Annotated in this window: 18 protein-coding genes; 15 read left to right on the top strand and 3 right to left on the bottom strand. The window is 66.5% G+C overall.

What is annotated here, in order from left to right:
• The first annotated feature begins 285 nt into the window (after positions 1-285).
• Both rpoB and ACZ50N_RS05305 read left to right on the top strand, forming a co-directional pair.
• A complete protein-coding gene (gene rpoB / locus ACZ50N_RS05300) occupies positions 286-3780 on the top strand; it encodes a DNA-directed RNA polymerase subunit beta (protein WP_046361094.1) in 3495 nt (1164 codons plus the stop codon).
• 33 nt (positions 3781-3813) lie between these two features.
• A complete protein-coding gene (locus tag ACZ50N_RS05305; RefSeq protein WP_133413601.1) occupies positions 3814-7767 on the top strand; it encodes a DNA-directed RNA polymerase subunit beta' in 3954 nt (1317 codons plus the stop codon).
• 53 nt (positions 7768-7820) lie between these two features.
• On the opposite strand, the gene sthA is transcribed toward ACZ50N_RS05305, so the two are convergent.
• The gene (gene sthA, locus ACZ50N_RS05310; protein WP_046361096.1) at positions 7821-9236 is read right to left on the bottom strand and encodes a Si-specific NAD(P)(+) transhydrogenase; all 1416 of its coding nucleotides are present in this window, start codon (positions 9234-9236) and stop codon (positions 7821-7823) included.
• Positions 9237-9301: 65 nt separating this feature from the next.
• On the opposite strand from sthA, the gene ACZ50N_RS05315 reads away from it, so the two are divergent.
• From ACZ50N_RS05315 to ACZ50N_RS05340, 6 genes are all read left to right on the top strand, one after another.
• Positions 9302-10051 carry a deoxyribonuclease IV gene (locus ACZ50N_RS05315; RefSeq protein WP_464474841.1) on the top strand — a complete coding sequence of 250 codons (750 nt, stop codon included), beginning with the start codon at positions 9302-9304 and terminating at the stop codon, positions 10049-10051.
• A gap of 112 nt (positions 10052-10163) precedes the next feature.
• Positions 10164-11237 (top strand): phosphatase PAP2 family protein, encoded by a 1074-nt coding sequence (locus ACZ50N_RS05320; protein WP_464474842.1) that lies wholly within the window; start codon positions 10164-10166, stop codon positions 11235-11237.
• A gap of 27 nt (positions 11238-11264) precedes the next feature.
• A complete protein-coding gene (locus ACZ50N_RS05325; protein ID WP_464474843.1) occupies positions 11265-12896 on the top strand; it encodes an acyl-CoA dehydrogenase family protein in 1632 nt (543 codons plus the stop codon).
• A 31-nt stretch (positions 12897-12927) separates the two neighbouring features.
• Entirely contained in the window at positions 12928-13866 is a 939-nt protein-coding gene (locus ACZ50N_RS05330) for a crotonase/enoyl-CoA hydratase family protein (protein ID WP_046361100.1), read from the top strand.
• A gap of 21 nt (positions 13867-13887) precedes the next feature.
• The gene (locus ACZ50N_RS05335) at positions 13888-14598 is read left to right on the top strand and encodes a PaaX family transcriptional regulator C-terminal domain-containing protein (RefSeq protein WP_110814951.1); all 711 of its coding nucleotides are present in this window, start codon (positions 13888-13890) and stop codon (positions 14596-14598) included.
• Complete coding sequence (locus tag ACZ50N_RS05340; protein ID WP_464474844.1) at positions 14595-15368, top strand: crotonase/enoyl-CoA hydratase family protein; 774 nt, start codon at positions 14595-14597, stop codon at positions 15366-15368. Before ACZ50N_RS05335 ends, ACZ50N_RS05340 begins: the two co-directional genes overlap by 4 nt.
• Positions 15369-15384: 16 nt before the next feature.
• Here the strand turns inward: ACZ50N_RS05340 and ACZ50N_RS05345 are convergent, their stop codons facing one another.
• Together ACZ50N_RS05345 and ACZ50N_RS05350 are read right to left on the bottom strand one after the other, a co-directional pair.
• Positions 15385-15786 (bottom strand): DUF3060 domain-containing protein, encoded by a 402-nt coding sequence (locus ACZ50N_RS05345; protein WP_277242433.1) that lies wholly within the window; start codon positions 15784-15786, stop codon positions 15385-15387.
• A 2-nt stretch (positions 15787-15788) separates the two neighbouring features.
• Positions 15789-16157, bottom strand: coding sequence for a DUF3060 domain-containing protein (locus ACZ50N_RS05350; protein ID WP_046361104.1), 369 nt, complete (start codon positions 16155-16157; stop codon positions 15789-15791).
• Between the two features lie 63 nt (positions 16158-16220).
• Here ACZ50N_RS05350 and ACZ50N_RS05355 point away from each other — a divergent pair, with 63 nt between their 5' ends.
• The 7 genes from ACZ50N_RS05355 (at position 16221) to tuf (ending at position 22543) form a co-directional block, all read left to right on the top strand.
• Positions 16221-16778 carry a DUF3558 domain-containing protein gene (locus ACZ50N_RS05355; protein ID WP_073682519.1) on the top strand — a complete coding sequence of 186 codons (558 nt, stop codon included), beginning with the start codon at positions 16221-16223 and terminating at the stop codon, positions 16776-16778.
• A gap of 1 nt (position 16779) precedes the next feature.
• Entirely contained in the window at positions 16780-17313 is a 534-nt protein-coding gene (locus ACZ50N_RS05360) for a DUF3558 family protein (RefSeq protein ID WP_464474845.1), read from the top strand.
• A gap of 47 nt (positions 17314-17360) precedes the next feature.
• Complete coding sequence (locus tag ACZ50N_RS05365) at positions 17361-17936, top strand: TetR/AcrR family transcriptional regulator (protein WP_046361106.1); 576 nt, start codon at positions 17361-17363, stop codon at positions 17934-17936.
• Between the two features lie 266 nt (positions 17937-18202).
• The gene (gene rpsL / locus ACZ50N_RS05370) at positions 18203-18577 is read left to right on the top strand and encodes a 30S ribosomal protein S12 (RefSeq protein ID WP_046361107.1); all 375 of its coding nucleotides are present in this window, start codon (positions 18203-18205) and stop codon (positions 18575-18577) included.
• Positions 18577-19047: a 30S ribosomal protein S7 gene (rpsG, locus tag ACZ50N_RS05375; protein WP_011895901.1), complete on the top strand. Its 471-nt coding sequence runs from the start codon at positions 18577-18579 to the stop codon at positions 19045-19047. Before rpsL ends, rpsG begins: the two co-directional genes overlap by 1 nt.
• Positions 19048-19176: 129 nt before the next feature.
• Positions 19177-21228, top strand: a complete 2052-nt coding sequence (fusA, locus tag ACZ50N_RS05380) for an elongation factor G (protein ID WP_236694397.1) — start codon at positions 19177-19179, stop codon at positions 21226-21228.
• 124 nt (positions 21229-21352) lie between these two features.
• Positions 21353-22543, top strand: coding sequence for an elongation factor Tu (tuf, locus tag ACZ50N_RS05385; RefSeq protein ID WP_046361109.1), 1191 nt, complete (start codon positions 21353-21355; stop codon positions 22541-22543).
• Positions 22544-22707: the final 164 nt, after the last annotated feature.

Consider the following 22707-nt stretch of genomic DNA (forward strand, 5'->3'; position numbering starts at 1 on the left):
GGCCAGCATGTTTGCACGGGATGAGGACGCCAGCCAGCGACCAAGCCTTCGTGGCATGCGATCCATGGCCGGATGTTGAGGAATAGTCCGTCCTGCGCTATCGTTGGACGTTGCGCTGGCTGCATCCTGCCCACCTCATCCGCACCGCCCACGTAGTCGAAGCCTGAGCCCTGCTCAGCGATCTAGACGCGTGCCGTGCGCCGGAGGCGGCTCGTGGAGCCAGCCGAACCGACGCAGAATCGCGGCACGACGGTCCGGTGTCCACCGGTACTACGGTCGCATGAGGTGCTGGAAGGATGCATCTTGGCAGGGTCCCGCCAGATCGAGTCAGTAACCAACAACTCCGTTCCCGGAGCACCAAACAGGATTTCTTTCGCGAAGCTCCGTGAGCCCCTCGAGGTTCCCGGGCTTCTCGACGTCCAAACCGAATCGTTCGAATGGCTGATCGGTGCGCAGGACTGGTTCCAGCGTGCCGTCGACCGCGGCGACGTGGACCCCAAGGGTGGTCTGCAGGAGGTCCTCGAGGAGCTGTCCCCGATCGAGGACTTCTCGGGCTCGATGTCGCTGTCCTTCTCCGATCCGCGCTTCGACGAGGTCAAGGCACCCGTCGACGAGTGCAAAGACAAGGACATGACGTACGCGGCGCCGCTGTTCGTGACCGCCGAGTTCATCAACAACAACACCGGCGAGATCAAGAGCCAGACGGTGTTCATGGGTGACTTCCCGATGATGACGGAGAAGGGCACCTTCATCATCAACGGCACCGAGCGTGTCGTGGTGAGCCAGCTGGTCCGTTCGCCGGGCGTGTACTTCGACGAGACGATCGACAAGTCGACCGAGAAGACGCTGCACAGCGTCAAGGTCATCCCCGGCCGCGGTGCGTGGCTGGAGTTCGACGTCGACAAGCGCGACACCGTCGGCGTGCGTATCGACCGCAAGCGCCGGCAGCCGGTCACCGTGCTGCTGAAGGCGTTGGGCTGGACCAACGAGCAGATCACCGAGCGCTTCGGCTTCTCCGAGATCATGATGGGCACGCTGGAGAAGGACAACACCGCAGGCACCGATGAGGCGCTGCTGGACATCTACCGGAAGCTGCGGCCGGGCGAGCCCCCGACCAAGGAGTCCGCGCAGACCCTGCTGGAGAACCTGTTCTTCAAGGAGAAGCGCTACGACCTGGCCCGGGTGGGCCGCTACAAGGTCAACAAGAAGCTGGGCCTCAACGCCGGCCAGCCGATCACCAGCTCGACGCTGACCGAAGAGGACGTCGTCGCGACCATCGAGTACCTGGTTCGTCTGCACGACGGCCAGACCTCGATGACGGTGCCCGGTGGGGTCGAGGTGCCGGTCGAGGTGGACGACATCGACCACTTCGGCAACCGCCGCCTGCGCACCGTCGGCGAGCTGATCCAGAACCAGATCCGGGTCGGCCTGTCGAGGATGGAGCGCGTCGTGCGTGAGCGCATGACCACCCAGGACGTCGAGGCGATCACGCCGCAGACCCTGATCAACATCCGTCCCGTCGTGGCGGCGATCAAGGAGTTCTTCGGCACGTCGCAGCTGAGCCAGTTCATGGACCAGAACAACCCGCTGTCGGGTCTGACCCACAAGCGCCGCCTGTCGGCGCTGGGCCCCGGCGGTCTGTCGCGTGAGCGCGCCGGCCTCGAGGTCCGCGACGTGCACTCCAGCCACTACGGCCGCATGTGCCCGATCGAGACCCCGGAAGGCCCGAACATCGGCCTGATCGGTTCGCTGTCGGTGTACGCGCGGGTCAACCCGTTCGGCTTCATCGAGACGCCGTACCGCAAGGTCATCGACGGCCAGGTCACCGACCAGATCGATTACCTCACCGCCGACGAGGAGGATCGCCACGTCGTGGCGCAGGCCAACTCGCCGCTCGACGGTGACGGTCGCTTCACCGAGGCGAAGATCCTGGTCCGCCGTAAGGGCGGCGAGGTCGAATTCGTCTCGGCCGCCGAGGTCGACTACATGGACGTCTCGCCGCGCCAGATGGTGTCGGTCGCGACGGCGATGATCCCGTTCCTCGAGCACGACGACGCCAACCGTGCCCTCATGGGTGCCAACATGCAGCGCCAGGCCGTTCCGCTGGTCCGCAGCGAGGCCCCGCTGGTCGGTACCGGTATGGAGCTGCGCGCCGCCATCGACGCCGGTGACGTCATCGTCGCCGACAAGGCGGGCGTCATCGAGGAGGTCTCGGCCGACTACATCACCGTGATGGCCGACGACGGCAGCCGGCACACCTACCGGATGCGCAAGTTTGCCCGCTCCAACCACGGCACGTGCGCCAACCAGCGCCCGATCGTGGACGCCGGGCAGCGTGTCGAGTCGGGTCAGGTGCTCGCCGACGGTCCGTGCACCGAGAACGGTGAGATGGCGCTGGGCAAGAACCTGCTCGTCGCCGTCATGCCGTGGGAGGGCCACAACTACGAAGACGCGATCATCCTCTCCAACCGCCTGGTCGAAGAGGACGTGCTCACCTCGATTCACATCGAAGAGCACGAGATCGATGCCCGCGACACCAAGCTGGGCGCCGAGGAGATCACCCGGGACATCCCGAACGTCTCCGATGAGGTGCTGGCCGATCTCGACGAGCGCGGCATCATCCGCATCGGCGCCGAGGTCCGCGACGGCGACATCCTGGTCGGCAAGGTCACCCCGAAGGGCGAGACCGAGCTGACTCCCGAGGAGCGCCTTCTGCGCGCCATCTTCGGCGAGAAGGCCCGCGAGGTCCGCGACACGTCGCTCAAGGTGCCGCACGGTGAGTCCGGCAAGGTCATCGGCATCCGCGTGTTCAGTCGCGAGGATGACGACGAGCTGCCCGCCGGTGTCAACGAGCTGGTCCGCGTCTACGTGGCCCAGAAGCGCAAGATCTCCGACGGCGACAAGCTCGCCGGACGCCACGGCAACAAGGGCGTCATCGGCAAGATCCTGCCCGTCGAGGACATGCCGTTCATGCCTGATGGCACCCCGGTGGACATCATCCTGAACACCCACGGTGTGCCGCGTCGTATGAACATCGGCCAGATCCTGGAAACCCACCTCGGGTGGGTCGCCAAGGCCGGCTGGAACATCGAGGGTGCACCCGAATGGGCGGCGAAGCTGCCCGAGGGCATGCAGTCGGCTCCGTCCGACTCCATCGTGGCCACCCCGGTGTTCGACGGTGCGCAGGAGAAGGAGCTCGAAGGCCTGCTCGGCTCGACGCTCCCGAACCGCGACGGCGATGTCATGGTCAACGCGCAGGGCAAGGCCGAACTGTTCGACGGCCGGTCCGGCGAACCGTTCCCGTACCCGGTGACGGTGGGCTACATGTACATCCTGAAGCTGCACCACCTGGTCGACGACAAGATCCACGCCCGCTCGACCGGTCCGTACTCGATGATCACCCAGCAGCCGCTCGGTGGTAAGGCGCAGTTCGGTGGTCAGCGGTTCGGTGAGATGGAGTGCTGGGCCATGCAGGCCTACGGTGCGGCGTACACGCTGCAGGAGCTCCTGACGATCAAGTCCGACGACACGGTCGGCCGCGTCAAGGTGTACGAGGCCATCGTGAAGGGCGAGAACATCCCCGAGCCGGGCATTCCGGAGTCGTTCAAGGTGCTTCTCAAGGAGCTGCAGTCGCTCTGCCTAAACGTCGAGGTGCTGTCTTCGGACGGCGCGGCGATCGAGATGCGTGACGGTGACGACGAGGACCTGGAGCGTGCTGCTGCCAACCTCGGTATCAACCTGTCCCGCAACGAGTCCGCCTCTGTCGAAGATCTTGCTTAAGTTTTCTAGTCCCGAAAGGGGAAAGGGAGTTACGTGTTAGACGTCAACTTCTTCGATGAACTCCGCATCGGCCTGGCCACCGCGGACGACATCCGTAACTGGTCCTTCGGTGAGGTCAAGAAGCCGGAGACCATCAACTACCGCACGCTCAAGCCGGAAAAGGACGGCCTGTTCTGCGAGAAGATCTTCGGACCGACTCGCGACTGGGAGTGCTACTGCGGTAAGTACAAGCGCGTCCGCTTCAAGGGCATCATCTGCGAGCGCTGCGGCGTCGAGGTGACCCGCGCCAAGGTGCGCCGTGAGCGGATGGGCCACATCGAGCTGGCCGCGCCCGTCACGCACATCTGGTACTTCAAGGGTGTGCCGTCGCGGTTGGGCTACCTGCTCGACCTCGCCCCGAAGGATCTCGAGAAGATCATCTACTTCGCGGCGTACGTCATCACCGCGGTCGACGACGAGATGCGCCACAACGAGCTCTCCACGCTGGAGGCCGAGATGGCCGTCGAGCGCAAGGCGCTCGAGGACCAGCGCGACGCCGACCTGGAGGCCCGGGCGCAGAAGCTCGAAGCCGACATGAAGGAGCTCGAGGACGAGGGCGCCAAGAGCGACGTCAAGCGCAAGGTCCGCGACGGTGGCGAGCGCGAGATGCGTCAGCTGCGTGACCGTGCCCAGCGCGAGCTGGACCGGCTCGAGGAGATCTGGACGACGTTCACCAAGCTGGCTCCCAAGCAGCTGATCGTCGACGAGCAGCTCTACCGCGAGCTGCAGGACCGCTACGGCGAGTACTTCGAAGGCGCCATGGGTGCCGAGTCGATCAAGAAGCTCATCGAGACCTTCGACATCGACGCCGAGGCCGAGTCGCTGCGCGACACGATCAAGAACGGCAAGGGCCAGAAGAAGCTGCGTGCGCTCAAGCGGCTCAAGGTCGTCGCGGCGTTCCAGACGAACCGGAACTCGCCGATGGGCATGGTTCTCGACGCGGTGCCGGTGATCCCGCCGGAGCTGCGCCCGATGGTGCAACTTGACGGTGGCCGCTTCGCGACCTCGGATCTCAACGATCTGTACCGCCGCGTCATCAACCGCAACAACCGGCTCAAGAGGCTGATCGACCTCGGCGCGCCCGAGATCATCGTCAACAACGAGAAGCGCATGCTCCAGGAGTCGGTGGACGCGCTGTTCGACAACGGCCGCCGCGGCCGTCCGGTCACCGGACCGGGCAACCGTCCGCTCAAGTCGCTGTCGGATCTGCTCAAGGGCAAGCAGGGCCGGTTCCGCCAGAACCTGCTCGGCAAGCGTGTCGACTACTCGGGCCGTTCGGTCATCGTGGTCGGCCCGCAGCTCAAGCTGCACCAGTGCGGTCTGCCGAAGCTGATGGCTCTCGAGCTGTTCAAGCCGTTCGTGATGAAGCGTCTGGTCGACCTGAACCACGCGCAGAACATCAAGAGCGCCAAGCGGATGGTGGAGCGTCAGCGTCCGCAGGTGTGGGACGTCCTCGAAGAGGTCATCGGCGAGCACCCGGTGCTGCTGAACCGTGCACCCACGCTGCACCGCCTGGGTATCCAGGCCTTCGAGCCGCAACTGGTCGAAGGCAAGGCCATCCAGCTGCACCCGTTGGTGTGTGAGGCCTTCAACGCCGACTTCGACGGCGATCAGATGGCCGTGCACCTCCCGCTGAGCGCGGAGGCGCAGGCCGAGGCCCGCATCCTGATGCTGTCCTCGAACAACATCCTGTCTCCCGCGTCGGGCCGCCCGCTGGCCATGCCGCGTCTGGACATGGTGACCGGCCTGTACTTCCTGACCACCGAGATCGACGGCGACACCGGCGAGTACACGCCGGCCGCCACGGATCAGCCGGAGTCCGGTGTGTACAGCAGCCCCGCCGAGGCCATCATGGCGCTCGACCGCGGTGCCCTGTCGGTGCGCGCGAAGATCCGCGTCCGGTTGACGCAGCAGCGTCCGCCGGCGGATCTGGAGGCGCAACTGTTCGAGAACGGCTGGACCCCGGGCGACGCCTGGACCGCCGACACGACGCTGGGTCGCGTGCTGTTCAACGAGCTGCTGCCCAAGGGCTATCCGTTCGTCAACGAGCAGATGCACAAGAAGGTGCAGGCCCGGATCATCAACGATCTGGCCGAGCGCTACCCGATGATCGTGGTCGCGCAGACCGTCGACAAGCTCAAGGACGCCGGCTTCTACTGGGCAACGCGTTCCGGGGTGACGGTCTCGATGGCCGACGTGCTGGTGCCGCCGCAGAAGGCAGCCATCCTCGATCGCTACGAAGGCGAAGCCGACGGGATCGAGAAGAAGTACCAGCGCGGCGCGCTCAACCGCGACGAGCGCAACGAGGCCCTGGTCAAGATCTGGCAGGACGCGACCGAAGAGGTCGGTAAGGCGCTGGAGGACTACTACCCCGAGGACAACCCGATCATCACGATCGTGAAGTCCGGCGCGACGGGTAACCTCACGCAGACCCGCACCCTGGCCGGCATGAAGGGCCTGGTGACGAACCCCAAGGGTGAGTTCATCCCGCGTCCGATCAAGTCCTCGTTCCGCGAGGGCCTGACGGTGCTGGAGTACTTCATCAACACCCACGGTGCTCGTAAGGGTCTGGCCGATACCGCGCTGCGTACCGCCGACTCGGGTTACCTGACCCGCCGTCTGGTCGACGTGAGCCAGGACGTCATCGTTCGCGAGAACGACTGCGAGACCGAGCGTGGCATCAACGTCACGTTGGCCGAGAAGCAGGACGACGGCACCTTGGTGCGCGATCAGCACATCGAGACGTCGGCCTACGCCCGCACCCTGGCGACCGACGCGGTCGACGCCGACGGCAACGTCGTCGTCGAGCGTGGTCACGACCTGGGTGACCCGGCGATCGACGCACTGCTGGCCGCGGGCATCACCGAGGTCAAGGTGCGGTCGGTGCTGACGTGCACGACGGGCACCGGTGTGTGCGCGATGTGCTACGGCCGTTCGATGGCGACCGGCAAGCTGGTCGACATCGGCGAGGCTGTCGGCATCGTTGCCGCGCAGTCGATCGGCGAGCCCGGCACGCAGCTGACGATGCGTACCTTCCACCAGGGTGGTGTCACCGGTGGGCAGGACATCGTCGGTGGTCTGCCCCGCGTGCAGGAGCTGTTCGAGGCCCGCGTGCCCCGCAACCGCGCCCCGATCGCCGACGTCACCGGGCGGATTCGCCTGGAGGAGAGCGACAAGTTCTACAAGATCACCATCGTTCCCGACGACGGGGGCGAAGAGGTCGTGTACGACAAGCTCTCTCGTCGTCAGCGCCTGAAGGTGTTCAAGCACGACGACGGCTCCGAGCGTCTGCTGACCGACGGTGACCACGTCGAGGTCGGCCAGCAGCTGATGGAAGGCTCGGCCGACCCGCACGAGGTGCTGCGCGTCCAGGGTCCCCGCGAGGTGCAGATCCACCTCGTCAAGGAGGTCCAGGAGGTGTACCGCGCGCAGGGTGTGTCGATCCACGACAAGCACATCGAGGTCATCGTCCGGCAGATGCTGCGTCGCGTCACGATCATCGATTCGGGTGCGACGGAGTTCCTGCCCGGCTCGCTGACCGAGCGTGGCGAGTTCGAGTCGGAGAACCGTCGGGTCGTCGCCGAGGGCAACGAGCCCGCGGCGGGCCGTCCGGTGCTGATGGGCATCACGAAGGCATCGCTGGCCACGGATTCGTGGCTGTCGGCGGCGTCGTTCCAGGAGACCACTCGCGTGCTGACCGATGCGGCGATCAACTGCCGCAGCGACAAGCTGCAGGGTCTGAAGGAGAACGTGATCATCGGCAAGCTGATCCCGGCCGGTACCGGCATCAACCGGTACCGCAACATCCAGGTTCAGCCGACCGAAGAGGCCCGTGCTGCGGCGTACACGATCCCGTCCTACGAGGATCAGTACTACAGCCCGGACTTCGGCCAGGCCACCGGCGCTGCGGTGCCGCTGGACGATTACGGCTACAGCGATTACCGGTAGGTAGTCGGAGTCAGACAGGAAGAACCCCCACTTACCACGAGTGGGGGTTCTTTCTATTTCTGGAACTCTTCGACGGCGCGCAGCTTGTTGGTGACGTCGAGGGCGGCGATCTTGTAGGCCTCGGAGAACGTCGGATAGTTCAGCACGGCGTCGACGAGATAGTCGACCGTGCCCCCACAGCCCATCACGGCCTGCCCGATGTGGATCAGCTCGGTGGCATTACTGCCGAAGATGTGGATTCCCAACAACTTCCGGTCTTCGGTGGAAACCAGCAGCTTGAGCATGCCGTGAGAATCGCCGGCGATCTGCCCACGGGCCAACTCGCGGTAGCGGGCCACCCCGAATTCGTACGGCACCGACTTCTCGGTCAGTTCGGCCTCGGTGGCGCCGACGAACGACACCTCGGGAATCGTGTAAATCCCGATCGGCTGCAGTGCCGTCATGTCGTTGGCCGGTTCGTCGAACGCGTGGTAGGCCGCCAGGCGCCCCTGGTCCATCGAGGTCGCGGCGAGCGCCGGGAACCCGATGACATCGCCGACGGCGAAGATGTGGTCGACCGAGGTGCGGAAATCGTCGTCGACCTGCAGGCGTCCCCGCTTGTCCGCTTCCAGGCCCGCCGCCTCGAGGTCCAGCGTCTCGGTCAAGCCCTGCCGCCCGGCCGAGTACATCACGGTGTCGGCGGCGATCCGCTTGCCCGAGGCCAGCGTCGTCAACGTGGTGTTCTCGCCGATCTCCACCCCGGTGACCTCCTCGCCGAACCGGAACGTCACCGCGAGGTCGCGCAGGTGGAACGTCAGCGCCTCGACGATCTCGGAGTCGACGAAGTCGAGCATCGAGGGGCGCTTCTCGATGACGGTGACCTTGGTGCCGAGCGCGGCGAAGATCGAGGCGTACTCGATTCCGATGACGCCGGCGCCGACCACCACCATCGACAGCGGCACCTTCTTGAGCCCGAGGATTCCGTCGGAGTCGAGCACGTGCTCGCCGTCGAACTCGATGTCGTCGGGCCGGGCCGGTTTGGTGCCGGTGGCGATCACGATGTTCTCGGCGCTGACCGTGATGTGCTCGCTGTCGTTGTCGTTCTCCACGATGACGGTGTGCGGGTCGACGAAGCGACCGTGTCCGGTGAACAGGTCGATCCGGTTGCGAATCAGCTGGGAGCGGACCACGTCGATCTCCCGCGTGATGACGTGCTGGGTGCGCTGATGGAGGTCATCGGTGGTGATGTGCTCCTTGACCCGGTAGCTGGTGCCGTACAGCTCGCGCTGATTCATCCCCGTCAGGTAGATGACGGCCTCGCGCAGCGTCTTCGACGGGATCGTCCCGGTGTTGACGCACACCCCGCCCAGCATCCAGCCGCGTTCGATCACCGCGACGGACTTGCCGAGTTTGGCTGCGGCCACCGCCGCCTTCTGCCCTCCGGGGCCCGAGCCGATGACCACCAGGTCGTATTCCGTCTGCGACGCCATGCCCTTACCTTTCCCCAATTCGCCGCTTCGCACCCCTGTCTGACGCCGCGTTTAGACTCGGCGGCGTGCTCATCGGATCCCACGTCCACGGTGACGACCCCCTGGCAGCGGCGGCCGCTGACGGCGCCGACGTCGTCCAGTTCTTCCTCGGCAACCCGCAGAGCTGGAAGAAGCCGAAACCACGCGAGGACGCCGAGGCGCTGCGGGCGGCGAGCACACCGATCTACGTGCATGCGCCGTACCTGATCAACGTGGCGTCGGCGAACAACCGGGTGCGCATCCCGTCGCGCAAGATCCTGCAGGACACCTGCGATGCGGCCGCCGAGGTCGGCGCCACCGCGGTGATCGTGCACGGCGGCCACGCCGACGACAACGACATGGATGCCGGCTTCGAACGCTGGGTGAAGGCGCTGGACTATCTCGAGACCGACGTTCCGGTCTACCTCGAGAACACCGCGGGCGGCGACCACGCGATGGCCCGGCATTTCGACACCATCGGCCGGCTGTGGGACCACATCGGGGACAAGGGCATCGGCTTCTGCCTGGACACGTGCCACGCCTGGGCGGCCGGCGAGGCCCTGATCGACGCCGTCGAGCGCATCAAGTCCATCACCGGCCGCATCGACCTGGTGCACTGCAACGACTCGCGCGATGCGGCCGGATCGGGTGCGGACCGGCACGCGAACTTCGGCACCGGGCAGATCGATCCGCAGCTGCTGGTCGCGGTCGTGTCCGCGGCCAATGCACCCGTCATCTGCGAGACCGCCGACGAGGGCCGCAAGGACGACATCGCGTTCCTGCGCGACAACCTCTGACACACCTGACGGTCACAACTTCGTAGCCGACGCCATGTTGAACGGCAGCTGGCCGCGAGGTTAATTAGTCTGGCGCCGGGAATCCCTGCCCTTCCCGCGTCGAAAGGCTCATGTGTCCGCAATCGAACAGACGTCGATTGCGTCCGCGCCCGACCTCGACACCCCGCCGCGGCGCCGGATCGGCCGGCTGCGCATAGTGCGCTGGATCGCGGTCGCGGTGTGGGCCGCCGTCGTGGCGTACCGGACGGTCACTGACGGTCTGGCGTTCAACCGCGAGCTGCTGTTGGTCTACATCTGCACCGGTCTGCTGGCCGCCAGCATCGGCCAGGGACGGCGGATGATCGCGGTGATCCGCGACTGGTTGCCGTTCGCGCTGGTGCTCATCGCCTATGACCTGAGCAGGGGAGCGGCCACGCTGATCGGCCGGCCCACGCTGTGGCACTGGCAGGCCGACGCCGACCGCGCGATGTTCGGTGGCGCGATACCCACGGTGTGGCTGCAGGAACGCCTGAAGATGCCGACTCCGCCGTGGTGGGAGGTGGTGATCAGCGCCGTCTACATGTCGTTCTTCATCCTGCCGTACGTGATCGCGGGGGTGCTGTGGCTTCGCGACCGGGAGGAGTGGAAGGCGTTCGTCCGACTGTTCGTCGGGCTGAACCTGATCGCGCTGCTGATCTATGCGCTGCTGCCGGCCGCCCCGCCATGGGCCGCGGCCCGCTGCACGCCCGGTGACGTGTCCGGTGGGCCGTCCGGGCCGGGCTGCATGTTCCGCTCGGCGCGCGGCGTGCCCGACGGTGGTCTGCTCGGCTCGATGCAGTTCACCCAGGACGACGCGCACGGATGGGTCGAGCGCATCGTGGGCCGTGGGTGGGGCAAGCTGAACCTCCATTCGGCCACCGCGCTGCTGGACCAGGGGCAGGCCAGCGTGAACCTGGTGGCTGCGATCCCGTCGCTTCACGCCGGCATGTCCGCGGCGCTGGCCGCATTCCTGTGGACGCGGGTGCAGCGGCGCTGGCGCCCTCTGTTGGTCGCCTATCCGCTGGTCATGGCGTTCACGCTGGTCTACAGCGCCGAGCACTACGTGATCGATCTGCTGCTGGGCTGGGCGCTGGCGGCGGTGGTCCTGATCGGGCTGCATCGCTACGACGCGTGGCGCGCTCGCGCGACTATTACAGATCTTGTGTGACCGTCGTAAAGATGTAACAGTGTGGGCATGGACACGCACGTCGTCACCAATCAGGTCCCTCCGCTGGAGGACTTCAACCCCGCCGCCTCGCCCGTCCTGGCCGAGGCGCTGATCCGGGAGGGCGGCCAGTGGGGTGCCGACGAGGTGCACGAACTCGGCGCGCTCGGCGGTTCTTCGCAGGCGCAGCGGTGGGGTGAGCTCGCCGACCGCAACCGGCCAGTGCTGCACACCCACGACCGGGTGGGCAATCGGGTCGACGAGATCGAGTTCGATCCCGCCTACCACCAGTTGATGACCGTCGCCGTCGGCCACGGTCTGCACGCCGCGCCGTGGGCCGACGACCGCGCGGGGGCGCATGTCGTGCGCGCGGCCAAGACCTCGGTGTGGACCCCCGAGCCCGGTCACATCTGCCCGATCTCGATGACCTACGCCGTCGTGCCCGCGCTGCGCCACAACTCCGATCTGGCCGCGGTCTACGAGCCTCTGCTCACCAGCCGCGTCTACGACCCCGAACTGAAAATGGCCACCACCAAGGCCGGCATCACCGCGGGAATGTCGATGACGGAGAAGCAAGGTGGCTCCGACGTCCGCGCGGGCACCACTGAAGCGACCCCGAACGGCGATGGCACCTACTCGCTGCGCGGCCACAAGTGGTTCACCTCAGCTCCGATGTGCGACATCTTCCTGGTGCTCGCCCAGGCTCCGCGCGGCTTGAGCTGCTTCCTGCTGCCGCGGGTGCTGCCCGACGGCAGTCGCAACCGGATGTTCCTGCAGCGGCTCAAGGACAAGCTCGGCAACCATGCGAATGCCTCCAGCGAGGTCGAATACGACGGCGCGACGGCCTGGCTGGTCGGGGAGGAGGGCCGCGGGGTGCCGACCATCATCGAGATGGTCAACCTGACGCGATTGGATTGCACGTTGGGTAGCGCGACGAGCATGCGGACCGGTTTGATGCGGGCCATTCACCACGCCCAGCACCGCAAGGCATTCGGTGCGTATCTGATCGATCAGCCGCTGATGCGCAACGTGCTGGCCGATCTCGCCGTGGAGGCCGAGGCGGCGACGATGCTCGCGATGCGAATGGCCGGTGCCACCGATCACGCCGTGCGCGGCGACGAACGGGAGACGCTGCTGCGCCGGATCGGACTGGCCGCCGCCAAGTACTGGGTCTGCAAGCGGGCGACGCCGCATGCCGCCGAGGCGATGGAGTGCCTGGGCGGCAACGGCTACGTCGAGGACTCGGGCATGCCGCGGCTCTACCGTGAGGCGCCGTTGATGGGGATCTGGGAGGGTTCGGGCAACGTGAGCGCGCTGGATACGTTGCGCGCCATGGCAACCCGACCCGAGTGCATCGACGTGCTGTTCGACGAACTGGCTGCGACCGCGGGACACGATCCGCGGCAGGATGCGCACGTGACGAGCCTTCGGCAGTCGCTCGGTGACTTCGATCCAGTGACGATCCAGTACCGGGCCCGCCAGGTCGCCGAGGACATCGCGCTGGCCCTGCAGGGCGCGCTGCTGGTCCGGCACGGGCACCCGGCGGTCGCCGAAGCGTTCCTGGCCACCCGGATGGGCGGGCAGTGGGGCGGCGCGTTCGGCACGCTGCCCACCGGGCTGGATCTCGCGCCGATCCTCGAGCGCGCGATGGTCAAGGCATGACTTCCCAGCGAGAAGCGAAGCGGGATCGCGCATGACTCACGCCATCAGGCCGGTGGACTTCGACGACCTGAAGACGATGACCTACGAGGTCACCGACCGCGTCGCCCGGATCACGTTCAACCGGCCCGAGAAGGGCAACGCGATCGTCGCCGACACTCCGCTGGAGTTGTCGGCCTTGGTCGAGCGGGCCGATCTCGATCCGAATGTGCACGTCATCCTGATCTCCGGCCGGGGCGAGGGGTTCTGCGCCGGGTTCGACCTCTCGGCCTATGCCGAGGGATCGTCGTCGGCCGGTGGCGGCAGTCCGTATCGCGACACCGTGCTGTCGGGTAAGACGCAGGCGATCAACCATCTGCCCGATCAGCCGTGGGATCCGATGATCGACTATCAGATGATGAGCCGGTTCGTGCGCGGCTTCGGCAGCCTGATGCGCGCCGACAAGCCGACAGTGGTGAAGATCCACGGGTACTGCGTGGCAGGCGGCACCGACATCGCGCTGCACGCCGACCAGGTGATCGCCGCCGCCGACGCGAAGATCGGATATCCGCCCACCCGAGTCTGGGGTGTGCCCGCGGCGGGCCTGTGGGCGCATCGCCTCGGTGATCAGCGTGCGAAAAGGCTTCTGCTGACCGGGGATTGCATCACCGGCGCGCAGGCCGCGGAGTGGGGACTGGCGGTCGAGGCGCCCGCACCCGAGGATCTCGACGAGCGCACCGAGCGCCTCGTCGAGCGCATCGCGGCGATGCCGGTGAACCAGCTCATCATGGTCAAGCTCGCGATGAACAGCGCCCTCTACAGCCAGGGGGTCGACACCAGCGCGATGATCTCCACGGTGTTCGACGGCATCGCCCGGCACACCCCGGAGGGGCACGCGTTCGTCGCGCAGGCCCGCGAGCACGGCTTCCGGGAGGCGGTGCGCCGCCGCGACGAACCGTACGGCGATCACGGGCGCGCCACTTCGGGGGTGTGAATGCCTCAGCCGGTGAGGCGGATGACGGCGCGCTCGGTGGTGCTGAGCGTGCTGCTGGGGGCGCATCCGGCATGGGCGACGGCGAGTGAATTGCTACGCCTGACAGCCGATTTCGATCTGAGGGAGCCGACGGTGCGGGTTGCGCTGACCAGGATGGTCAGCGCGGGGGATCTGGTGCGCTCCGATGATGGCTACCGCCTGTCCGACCGGCTGCTGGCGCGGCAGCGCCGACAGGATGACGCGATCGACCCGCGCACCCGGCCTTGGGACGGCTCCTGGATCGGGGTGGTGGTGACCAGCGTCGGCAATGACGCCCGCACCCGGTCGACGATGCGAACAGCGTTGCACGACAGCAGGTTCGGTGAACTACGTGAGGGGTTGTGGTTGCGTCCGACCAACCTCGATGTCGAGCTACCGGAGGATGTGCGGCCGCACACCCGGGTGCTGCGCGTGCACGACGACGATCCGGCGGGGCTCGCGGCGGCGCTGTGGGATCTCCCGGGGTGGGTGGCCGACGGCGATGAGCTGCTCGCCGAGATGGCCGCCGCCCCTGATGTTCCGGCTCGCTTCACGGCGGCCGCGGGCATCGTGCGGCATCTGCGCACCGACCCGGTACTGCCCGCAGACCTCGTGCCGGCGGGCTGGCCGGGCGCGGCGCTGCGGGCCGCCTATCAGGACTTCGCCGCGGAACTGGCCGCCCGGCGTCACGAGGAGATCATGGAGGCAACATGAGTGACACGACTTCAGGAGTGCGGGTCGAGAAGAACGGCCCGGTCACCACGGTCATCATGAACCGCCCGCACGCCCGTAACGCGGTCAACGGCCCCGCGGCGGCGGCGCTGTACACGGCCTTCGACGAGTTCGACCGCGACGACAGCGCCGCGGTGGCTGTGCTGTGGGGCGACAGCGGAACCTTCTGTGCCGGAGCAGATCTCAAGGCGTTCGGAACACCCGAGGCCAACGCGGTGCATCGCAGCGGCCCGGGCCCGATGGGTCCGAGTCGCATGGTGCTGTCCAAGCCGGTGATCGCCGCCGTGAGCGGCCACGCGGTGGCCGGCGGCTTGGAGCTCGCGCTGTGGTGCGATCTACGGGTGGTCGAACAGGACGCCGTGATGGGCGTGTTCTGCCGGCGGTGGGGGGTGCCGCTGATCGACGGCGGCACGGTGCGCCTGCCCCGGCTGATCGGCCAGAGCCGGGCGATGGACCTGATTCTGACCGGACGGGCGGTCGATGCCGACGAGGCGCTGGCCATCGGGCTGGCCAGTCGGGTCGTCCCGACGGGGCAGGCCCGCGCTGCGGCAGAGGACCTCGCTGCGCAGCTGGCCCGCCTTCCGCAGCAGTGCATGCGCAACGACCGGCTCTCGGCGCTGCGCCAGTGGGGACTCTCGGAGGCCGACGCCATGGACGTCGAGTTCGGCAGCATGTCGCGGGTCGCCGCGGAATCCCTGGATGGGGCAGCGCGTTTCGCGGCGGGCGCGGGTCGGCACGGGGCCAGCGCCTAGCCGCGCCGACGCGGGATCAGCCCTTGCTGATGGTGTTGTTGCTACCGGTGTCGTTGACCTTCGGATCGCCGTCCCGGTAGGTGACCGTGTTGTTGATCCCCACCACGGACAGTTCCTTGTCGACCCGATCGAAGGTGATCTTGTTGTCGGCCCCGCCGATGTTCACGTTCGCGCAGGTCCCCGTGACCGTCAGCGTGTTGTTCGATCCGCCGACGTTGAGGGACTTGCCGTCGGCGCAGTCCAGGTCGGCCGTCGTCCCCAACGAGCCGTAGTTGATCGTGTTGCCGATCTCGATCTGCGCGCCCGATGAACCGGCTGTCGCCGTGGGCTGATCGGTGTCGGAGCTGGTGGAACCGCACGCCGAGAGACCGAGGGTGGCCGCGCAGAGCGCGGCCCCGCCGAGGAGAAGTCGCTTCACGGCTACGCGGGTACCCGATCGACGCGATTTGTCATCCCCAGTTCGCGGCCGCGGTCCCACACCACCGGCGACCCGTTCTTGTAGAACACCGCCTGGTCGTATCCGTACACGGTGATGTCGTTGATGACGTTGTCGGCGACGATGACGTTGCTCGACCCCTGCACCGTCACCGCCCAGCAGGTTCCGAGCGCGTTGATGTAATTTCCCGTGCCCACCACGATCAGCGTCGCGTTGTTGCAGTCCATGGTGCGTGTCACGCCCTGGCCGGTGATGTGGGTGTCACCGTTCTCTGCCTGCGCGCTCGGCGCGGCGATCAGCACGGCGGACACCGTGAGCACGCCCGCGGCCAACACTCGTCCCGTTGTGGTCACCCCGGCAGCCTACGACGTCGAGCGAGTCGCCACAGCGAGTTGCGCTGGGTAGCGTGAGCTGCGATGTGCCAGCGTGTGAGCCGACGTGTGGTGAGTGCCCTCACCGTTGCTGTCGCCGGTGTCCTCGTGACGGCGACGGCGGGTGGTTGCGCGCACACGGTGGGCGGTGTCGCGCAGCGCCAGGAGGGATCGGTCCCCGACCCCGATCGTTCCTACGGATACGTCGACGATCGCTGCGGTCTGCTCGACGACAGCACGGTGCAGGCGACCCTCGGTGCCGACGACGTGATCCGACCGTTCAGCGGGGCGGTGTGCCAGTACATCCTGTCCCGGCCGGGGGCGGTCACGGTGGACGTGACGTTCTCCTGGTTCGACACCGGCTCGCTCGCCCGCGAGCGCGAGGTGGCCGCTGCGCGCGGTGCCGTCGTCAAAGACACTGTGCTGGAACGGCATCAGGCGTTCTCGGCGCGCCGCGACGTCACGGGAGCGGCGTGCTCGGCGACCGCGGCAGCGGGCACCGGCGTGCTGAGCTGGTGGGTGCAGTACCGCGGCCGCAAGACCGGCGATCCGTGCGTCGATGCGGTGAAGCTGTTGACGGCGACCCTGCGCTCGGACATGTGACGTGACCATCACGCGCGCCCTGGCCGGCCTTGGCCTGGCCTTCACCGTCTCTTGGGCGCTGGTCGCATGCGGCGGACCCGCCGAGCCGGTACAGCCCGCAGACGCCGGCTCGTCGTCGAGCGGCGGATTCCGCAGCGCCGACTGCAACGGCATCTCGGATTCCGACGTCGCCGCCGCGGCCGGGGGGAACCTGTTCACCCGCGCCCTGGTCAGCGACACCGGATGCTTCTGGCAGGAGAACTCGATGATCGGCGACGTCGGCGCCGGCATGGGCATCTCGACCTGGTGGTACCGCGGCAGTGACATGGACACCGAGCGGCAACTGGAGCAGCAGGCCGGCCGCACCCTGACGGAGTTGTCGCTGGACGGCAACAAGGGGTTCAAGGCGTATGACGACTCGGCGTGCAGCATCTACGTGGCCAAGGGAGGCGATGTGATCACCTGGTCCATCCAGACCCTGAACTCCGAGACCCTGCCGGATCTGTGCACGATCGTGGGGCAGCTTGCGCAGCTCAGCCAGGACCGCGTGAACTAGAGTCTCTCGTCGACCCGGGTACACGGGCGCGAAGGGGGAACGACGAGATGGCTACTCGGCCGCCGCGTACGGCGAGGCTGAGCCGTGAAGCCATCGTCAACGCCGCGTTGACGTTCCTCGATCGCGAGGGCTGGGATGCGCTGACCATCAATGCGCTGGCCAATCAGCTCGGCACCAAGGGTCCGTCGCTCTACAACCACGTGCACAGCCTCGACGATCTGCGCCGGTCGGTGCGGATGCGGGTGGTGGGCGACATCATCGAGATGCTCAATACGGTGGGGCAGGGCCGGACCCCTGACGACGCGGTGATGGTGATGGCCGGCGCCTATCGCAGCTACGCCCACCATCACCCGGGCCGCTATTCGGCGTTCACGCGGATGCCGCTCGGCGGCGACGATCCGGAGTTCACCGCTGCCACCCATGACGCCGCGGCGCCCGTCATCTCCGTGCTGTCGACCTACGGGCTGACCGAGGAGTCGGCGTTCTACGCGGCGCTGGAGTTCTGGTCGGCGATGCACGGGTTCGTGCTTCTGGAGATGACCGGGGTGATGACCGGTATCGACACCGACGCGGTGTTCAGCGATATGGTCATGCGGTTGGCCGCCGGTATGCGGCATCGGTGACACATCATCGCAGGTGCGCAGGTCAGCGGGTTTTGTCGAGGTCGCGGGCCCTGGTATCGTGGACCGTCGTGCCTGGCAGACTAGGCGCTTGAGGCTTTCTCAGGCCTCGAGCACGCCTGCACGCTGGGCAACTTCGCATGTCTAGCGCCGCGGTGCCTTGGAAAATACTCCGAGAACACGCGGCGGCCGCATGCGACACGCCCGGATGCGGGGTAGCCCGCAACACGAAACTTATAGAAGACGAAAGCAACACAGGAAGCCGGTACATGCCAACGATCAACCAGCTGGTCCGCAAGGGTCGCCACGACAAGGTCGCCAAGGTGAAGACCGCGGCGCTGAAGGGGAGCCCCCAGCGTCGCGGCGTGTGCACCCGCGTGTACACCACGACCCCCAAGAAGCCGAACTCCGCGCTGCGCAAGGTCGCGCGTGTCCGGCTGACCAGCTCGGTCGAGGTCACCGCCTACATCCCCGGTGAGGGCCACAACCTGCAGGAGCACTCGATGGTGCTGGTGCGTGGTGGTCGTGTGAAGGACCTCCCGGGTGTGCGTTACAAGATCATCCGTGGGTCGCTGGACACCCAGGGCGTCAAGAACCGCAAGCAGGCCCGCAGCCGCTACGGCGCGAAGAAGGAGAAGAGCTGATGCCGCGCAAGGGACCCGCGCCCAAGCGTCCGTTGGTCAACGACCCGGTCTACGGGTCGCAGCTGGTCACCCAGCTGGTCAACAAAGTCCTGCTGGACGGGAAGAAATCGCTGGCCGAGCGCATTGTTTATGGTGCGCTCGAACAGGCTCGCGAGAAGACCGGCACCGATCCGGTGGTCACGCTGAAGCGGGCCATGGACAACGTCAAGCCCTCGCTCGAGGTGCGTAGCCGCCGCGTCGGTGGTGCCACCTACCAGGTTCCCGTCGAGGTCCGTCCGGACCGCTCGGTGACGCTGGCACTGCGTTGGCTGGTCAGCTTCTCCAAGGCTCGCCGCGAGAAGACCATGATCGAGCGTCTGGCCAACGAGATCCTCGACGCCAGTAACGGTCTGGGTGCCGCGGTCAAGCGCCGCGAGGACACCCACAAGATGGCTGAGGCCAACCGCGCCTTCGCGCATTACCGCTGGTGATTTAGCACCCCCGGCAGTGCTGCCGAGGGTGGTGCAAGACGACAGCAACCAAGCAAGCGAAAGAGTGGGAATTTAGCCGTGGCACAGGACGTGCTGACCGACCTCACGAAGGTCCGCAACATCGGCATCATGGCGCACATCGATGCCGGCAAGACGACGACGACCGAGCGCATTCTCTTCTACACCGGTATCAGCTACAAGATCGGTGAGGTGCACGACGGCGCGGCCACGATGGACTGGATGGAGCAGGAGCAGGAGCGGGGTATCACGATCACCTCGGCTGCGACCACCTGCTTCTGGAACGACAACCAGATCAACATCATCGACACCCCCGGCCACGTCGACTTCACCGTCGAGGTGGAGCGTTCGCTGCGCGTGCTCGACGGTGCCGTTGCCGTGTTCGACGGCAAGGAGGGCGTGGAGCCCCAGTCCGAGCAGGTGTGGCGCCAGGCCGACAAGTACGACGTCCCGCGTATCTGCTTCGTCAACAAGATGGACAAGCTCGGCGCCGACTTCTACTTCTCGGTGCAGACGATGAAGGACCGCCTCGGCGCGAACGTCGTCCCGATCCAGCTGCCGATCGGCTCCGAAGGTGACTTCGAGGGCGTCGTCGACCTGGTCGAGATGAAGGCCAAGGTGTGGCGCGGCGAGACGAAGCTCGGCGAGAAGTACGACACCGTGGACATCCCGGCCGACCTGCAGGAGAAGGCCGAGGAGTACCGCACCGCCATGATCGAGGCCGTCGCCGAGACCGACGACGACCTGATGGAGAAGTACCTGGGCGGCGAAGAGCTCACGATCGACGAGATCAAGAGCGGTCTGCGCAAGCTGACGATCTCCAGCCAGGGCTACCCGGTGCTGTGCGGGTCGGCGTTCAAGAACAAGGGTGTGCAGCCCATGCTCGACGCCGTCATCGACTACCTGCCGAACCCGCTCGACGTGCCGGCTGCCGAGGGACACGTCCCCGGTAAGGAAGACGAGGTCATCTCGCGCAAGCCGTCGGCCGACGAGCCGTTCTCGGGTCTGGCGTTCAAGGTGGCCACCCACCCGTTCTTCGGCAAGCTGACCTATGTCCGCGTGTACTCCGGCAAGGTCGACTCGGGCTCGCAGGTCGTGAACTCGACCAAGGGCAAGAAGGAGCGGCTCGGCAAGCTGTTCCAGATGCACTCCAACAAGGAGAACCCGGTCGAGACGGCCTCCGCCGGCCACATCTACGCCGTGATCGGGCTCAAGGACACCACCACCGGTGACACCCTGAGCGACCCGAACAACCAGATCGTCCTCGAGTCGATGACGTTCCCGGACCCGGTCATCGAGGTCGCGATCGAACCCAAGACCAAGAGCGACCAGGAGAAGCTGGGCACCGCGATCCAGAAGCTCGCCGAAGAGGACCCCACCTTCAAGGTGCACCTCGATCAGGAGACCGGCCAGACCGTCATCGGCGGCATGGGCGAGCTCCACCTCGACATCCTCGTCGACCGGATGCGTCGCGAGTTCAAGGTCGAGGCCAACGTCGGCAAGCCGCAGGTGGCCTACCGCGAGACCATCCGCCGCAAGGTGGAGAAGGTCGAGTTCACCCACAAGAAGCAGACGGGTGGCTCCGGCCAGTTCGCGAAGGTGCTCATCGACCTCGAGCCGTTCAGCGGCGAGGACGGTGCGACCTACGAGTTCGAGAACAAGGTCACCGGTGGCCGCATCCCGCGTGAGTACATCCCGTCGGTGGACGCCGGCGCCCAGGACGCCATGCAGTACGGCGTGCTGGCCGGCTACCCGCTGGTGAACATCAAGGTCACCTTGCTCGACGGCGCCTTCCACGAGGTCGACTCGTCGGAAATGGCGTTCAAGGTGGCCGGCTCGCAGGTGCTCAAGAAGGCCGCGCAGGCTGCGCAGCCCGTCATTCTCGAGCCCATCATGGCCGTCGAGGTCACGACACCCGAGGACTACATGGGTGACGTGATCGGCGACCTGAACTCCCGCCGTGGTCAGATCCAGGCCATGGAGGAGCGCAGCGGTGCGCGTGTCGTCAAGGCGCAGGTGCCGCTGTCGGAGATGTTCGGCTACGTCGGCGACCTCCGGTCGAAGACCCAGGGCCGGGCCAACTACTCCATGGTGTTCGACTCGTACGCCGAAGTTCCGGCGAACGTGTCGAAGGAGATCATCGCGAAGGCGACAGGTCAGTGAACGAAGTGAACGGCCTCATCGGTACCGTTCAGTAGTCTGACCTGCCGCCGGTGCGGTGAACCACAACTGCAAAGATCAAACCCTGCTTAAGTAAGAGCACCAACAAGTCCAGGAGGACACAGAAGTGGCGAAGGCGAAGTTCGAGCGGACGAAGCCGCACGTCAACATCGGGACCATCGGTCACGTTGACCACGGCAAGACCACGCTGACCGCAGCAATCACCAAGGTGCTGCACGACCAGTACCCCGATTTGAACGAGTCGCGCGCATTCGACCAGATCGACAATGCGCCCGAGGAGCGTCAGCGCGGTATCACGATCAACATCTCCCACGTGGAGTACCAGACCGAGAAGCGTCACTACGCGCACGTCGACGCCCCCGGTCACGCTGACTACATCAAGAACATGATCACCGGTGCCGCGCAGATGGACGGCGCCATCCTCGTGGTCGCCGCCACCGACGGCCCGATGCCGCAGACGCGCGAGCACGTGCTGCTCGCCCGTCAGGTCGGCGTGCCCTACATCCTGGTCGCGCTGAACAAGTCCGACATGGTCGACGACGAGGAGCTCCTCGAGCTCGTCGAGATGGAGGTCCGCGAACTGCTGGCCGCTCAGGACTTCGACGAGGACGCCCCGGTCGTGCGCGTCTCGGCGCTCAAGGCGCTCGAGGGCGACGAGAAGTGGGTCAAGTCGGTCCAGGAGCTCATGGAGGCCGTGGACGAGTCGATCCCGGATCCGGTCCGCGAGACCGACAAGCCGTTCCTGATGCCCGTCGAGGACGTCTTCACCATCACCGGCCGCGGCACCGTGGTCACCGGTCGTGTGGAGCGCGGCGTGATCAACGTGAACGAGGAAGTCGAGATCGTCGGCATCCGCCCGGGCGTCACCAAGACCACCGTCACCGGTGTCGAGATGTTCCGCAAGCTGCTCGACCAGGGCCAGGCCGGCGACAACGTCGGTCTGCTGGTTCGTGGCATCAAGCGCGAGGACGTCGAGCGCGGCCAGGTCATCGTCAAGCCCGGCACGACCACCCCGCACACCGAGTTCGAGGGCAGCGTCTACATCCTGTCCAAGGACGAGGGTGGCCGCCACACGCCGTTCTTCAACAACTACCGTCCGCAGTTCTACTTCCGGACCACGGACGTGACCGGCGTGGTGACCCTGCCCGAGGGCACCGAGATGGTGATGCCCGGTGACAACACCGACATCTCCGTCAAGCTGATCCAGCCCGTCGCCATGGACGAGGGCCTGCGCTTCGCGATCCGCGAGGGCGGCCGTACCGTCGGCGCCGGCCGCGTGTCCAAGATCATCAAGTGATCTAGATACAAGCTGCGAGAGTGGCGCTCACCCGAAAGGGTGGGCGCCACTTTTGTGTCTCCACCAGCCGTAACGCTTCGACGCCCGGTGACGATGTACTACACGGCGGCGGTCGAGGGGTCCGCCGCCTTCACTTTTGGTCGAAGGTTGGGATCGGTTTCTTG

The organism is Mycolicibacterium obuense, assembly GCF_055397605.1.